At 33.7% G+C, this 1205-nt stretch carries 1 protein-coding gene; it reads left to right on the forward strand.

Annotated elements, in window-relative coordinates; translation table 11 throughout:
* Nucleotides 1-141: 141 nt before the first annotated feature.
* Nucleotides 142-795: an FHA domain-containing protein gene (locus F6K22_RS41255; RefSeq protein WP_293110990.1), complete on the forward strand. Its 654-nt coding sequence runs from the start codon at nt 142-144 to the stop codon at nt 793-795.
* Nucleotides 796-1205: the final 410 nt, after the last annotated feature.

Below are 1205 nucleotides of genomic sequence, written 5' to 3' on the forward strand. Positions count from 1 at the left end.
GAGGAACTATAATATTATTTCTGGGGATTGTATTGTATCACTTTGAAAAAAGAATAGAAAAAAAGTGCATCTCTGCTTGAGATGCTTAAAAATAGCTGATAGCTAATAGCTGACGGCTGAATGCTTATAAAGAGGATAATTATGGCTATTACTTGTAATTTATGTTTCTACGACAGAAATGCAGACAAAAACCAATTTTGCGAAATTTGTGGTTCAGAAATTAGAGCATCAACCACTTTATTTGAAGCTCAAGAAAAAGGGATTAAAGACCGAGAAGCAAAAACATTTCTACAATCAGACGAACAACAATTAAACCTGAATCAAAATATTAACAACTATCCCCAAAAAACACCAGTATCTACAAATATCCCTACCAGCAAAACCCCGATTATAGAACCTGGTCAAAAAGCAAATATATCGCCTACAAATTCTACTAATCCTACTCTTATTAATGGCACTGTTGCTAAACTTATATCTAAACAAGTAGGTGCGCCTATAACAGAATTTATTATCGATAGTAACAATGCCATTATTGGTAAATTTGACCCAAATATCGGACCAGTAGAAATTGATTTAGATGGATTTTATGGAGATGAGACTGTTTCCTCAACCCATGCAGAAATCTCTTTTGAAAATAATCAATGGCAGATAAAAGACATGGGTTCGACTAATGGTATTTATATCAAACCTACAGGTAAAACTCGGTTTGGATACCGTATCAATAAACCAGAAATATTAAACTCAGGAGATGAAATTGCCATAGGTAAAATTCGGTTATTATTTCTAATTACTTGAACTTAGCTATAGAATGGGCAGTGTTGAGGCGTGAGAAGATAAAGATTATGAATTTAGAATTTAGAATGCGCGAATTGAGAATTAAAAAATAGTTAATCTGTTAATTTACAGCGCTTTCCGTTGTTATGAGGTACAGGACTAGCGGGCAAGATGCCCGCACTACAAGAATTTTACCATTTAGACCTGTACATCATTAGTCCGAAATATGCTGTAAGAATTCGTTAATTTAATAATTCTGCATTCTGCATTCTAAATTCTAAATTCTGTCATGTCCTCCTTCTTCAGCAAAATAAAAATAAGGATAAAAAATGTTAATCAACTGCCCAATTTGTGGCGCAGAAAATCTTGATACAGCCATTACTTGTACTGCCTGTGGTTGTGCTTTAACAACCTTAAATTCAGTGGGATAT

It is taken from the genome of Okeania sp. SIO2F4, assembly GCF_010672385.1.
Lineage (GTDB): Bacteria > Cyanobacteriota > Cyanobacteriia > Cyanobacteriales > Microcoleaceae > Trichodesmium.